Source organism: Myxococcus eversor, from assembly GCF_010894455.1.
Taxonomy (GTDB): Bacteria; Myxococcota; Myxococcia; order Myxococcales; family Myxococcaceae; genus Myxococcus; species Myxococcus eversor.
In genome coordinates, this window is the sequence record NZ_JAAIXY010000062.1 from 1 (window position 1) to 2160 (window position 2160).

At 67.9% G+C, this 2160-nt stretch carries 3 protein-coding genes; 1 reads left to right on the top strand and 2 read right to left on the bottom strand.

Going from position 1 to position 2160, the window contains the following annotated elements; translation table 11 throughout:
- Nucleotides 1–56: 56 nt before the first annotated feature.
- On the bottom strand, nucleotides 57–1364 hold the full coding sequence (gene istA / locus G4D83_RS45110) for an IS21 family transposase (RefSeq protein ID WP_163871151.1): 1308 nt from the start codon (nucleotides 1362–1364) through the stop codon (nucleotides 57–59).
- A 377-nt stretch (nucleotides 1365–1741) separates the two neighbouring features.
- Here istA and G4D83_RS47390 point away from each other — a divergent pair, with 377 nt between their 5' ends.
- Nucleotides 1742–2104 (top strand): hypothetical protein, encoded by a 363-nt coding sequence (locus G4D83_RS47390; protein ID WP_420826710.1) that lies wholly within the window; start codon nucleotides 1742–1744, stop codon nucleotides 2102–2104.
- Here G4D83_RS47390 and G4D83_RS45120 read toward each other — a convergent pair.
- Nucleotides 2065–2160 (bottom strand): IS3 family transposase, encoded by a 96-nt coding sequence (locus G4D83_RS45120; RefSeq protein WP_372241176.1) that lies wholly within the window; start codon nucleotides 2158–2160, stop codon nucleotides 2065–2067. The genes G4D83_RS47390 and G4D83_RS45120 overlap by 40 nt on opposite strands.

Below are 2160 nucleotides of genomic sequence, written 5' to 3' on the forward strand. Positions count from 1 at the left end.
TGCTCGACACCGACTCCGCCAATCAGTAGGCCGCTCCCATCTCCGAGCGCGCTCGCTCACGCTCGCGCTCGGTGATGCCCATCAACCAGGCGGATTGCTCGTCCATCAACCAGCTCGCCTCGCAACAAGTAGCCGCGACTGCGGTGACGCAAGTCTGCCCGGTGCTGGGGAAGGTGCTCCTCGTGGGTGGTGTAGAGGCCGGTGCCGCGCCGGGCATGCGTGGCGACGCGCACGTCGTCCGCGTACACCTCGAGACTGGCGTCGGTGACGCGCAGCCAGACGTCGCTGCCGACGAGGCGCCAGGGCACCGAGTAGAAGCGCCTGTCGAAGAGGACGTGGCTGTCCTGGTGCACGCGCGTGGCCTTCCAGACGACAGGCGTGAAGCGCCGGGTGGGCAGGGGCCGCAGGGCGGGCAGCTCCTCCTCGCGGAAGACGTCCACCGGGCGCCGGCCCGTCTTCCCATGCCACCGGACGTTGGCCACCTCCGTCAGCCACTTCTTCAAGTCCGCGCGGACGACGTCGACGTCCTGGCCGTCTCGGCCCTTGAAGAAGTTGGACTGGACGTACTTGACGCCCGCTTCCACCTTGCCCTTCTTCTGGGGTGCGTACGGCGGTGTCGGGTCCACCTTGAAGCCATAGTGCCGAGCCACCTCCCGGTAGCTGCGATTGAGGGCGGACGGCTCGTCCGGGGTGAATGCCGCGCGCAGTACGGCGGCCTTCAGGTTGTCCGGTACCACCGTCTCCACCACGCCGCCCAACTGCTCGAAGGCGTCCACGTGCAGCCGCAGCCATGTCGGCAGCGACTGCTCGAAGACGACGTCGGCCACCAGGTAACGGCTGTGCGCCAGCACCAGGACAAACACCCACGCCTTGCGCGCCACCTTCTGCCTGGGGCACAGCAGCTTGCCGACGTAGCCGAAGTCCACCTGTGCCACCTCTCCTGGCGCCGTCACGACGGGGATGGCCACGTCCTCGGCCCGGACACCTCGCGCCTTGCGCAGCTGTCGCACCATGCGCTTCACCGCCGAGGCGCTCGCCGCGAAGCCCTCTACCTCCAGCCGGAGCCTGTCGTGAATGGCGCGAGGCCCCAGTCCCTGGCCCAGCAGCGTCTCGACTCGTCCCTGCCAGGGCACCAGCGAGGAGGTCTGCTGCGGTGACACCTTGGACGGCAGGTGCTCCTGCACCACTGCCTTGAGCGCTTCCAGCTCAGGCACCTCGTCAGCGCGTCCTTCCAGGACACCACCCGCCACGAGCGCCGCGCGATATGCCCTCTCCGTATTCGGCCTCATGCCCAACAGCCGGGCCACTTCGCGCGCACCCGTCCCCATGCGGTGCAACCGCACCAACTCTCTCAACCTGTCCATGTCGACTCTCCGGTAGCTCATCCGCGCGCGTCCCTGGGCGCACCGCGGGGGCGGTGCTCGTGGACTCGCGAGGATGCACGGGATGACGGGCCGGGTAGGCGCTCACCCCACCTGCCAGCCGCGTTTCTTCCAACTGTTTTCTGGGTGAGCAGACCGCCGTCCCGACTGCTCCGACTCAAGGTCCGCTTGGCCGACCCTGGGGCGATCCGCTTGGCCGCCCCCGCTACGAACACCTTGGGTGACCCGCTTGCGATCCATTACCCCGGTCCGTCACAGTGCTGGTGGGAACGCCCGAGGACTGGGGCTGGTGCCGGCCCACCTGGACACGGGAGTTGCTGTGCCTGGAGCTTGAGCGCCGGGGGCTGCCCCAGGTGTCCATGGCGACCATGGGACGCGCGCTCACCTCGCTCGGCGCGCGGCGCAAGGCCGCCAGGCCCATCGTCGAGTGTCCCTGGCCCGCCTGGAAGCGTCGGCGCCGGCTCTACGAGGTGAAGTGCCTGCATGCCCACAAGCCCTCCGAAGAACCCGTGCTCCACGTGGATGAGGTGGACATCCATCTCAACCCCAAGGTGGGATACGACTGGTGTCTTCCGGGGCAGCGCCGGGTGGTGGTGACACCGGGCAACAACCAGAAGCGCTTCCTGGCCGGAGCGTTGAATGTCCGGACAGTGGGCGTGATCCGGTTCGGTGGACAGGTTGACTACGCCGCTGCTCTTTCGAACTCAGCCGGCGCAGCGTAGCCGATTGCCGAGTGCATGCGTTGCTGGTTGTAGAAGACCTCGATGTAGTCGAACAG

What these genes read in the sequence shown, in the direction of transcription:
- G4D83_RS47390 (WP_420826710.1), top strand. Translation starts at nt 1,742, where the DNA reads ATGGCGACCATGGGACGCGCGCTCACCTCGCTCGGCGCGCGGCGCAAG.
- istA (WP_163871151.1), bottom strand. Translation starts at nt 1,364, where the DNA reads ATGGACAGGTTGAGAGAGTTGGTGCGGTTGCACCGCATGGGGACGGGT.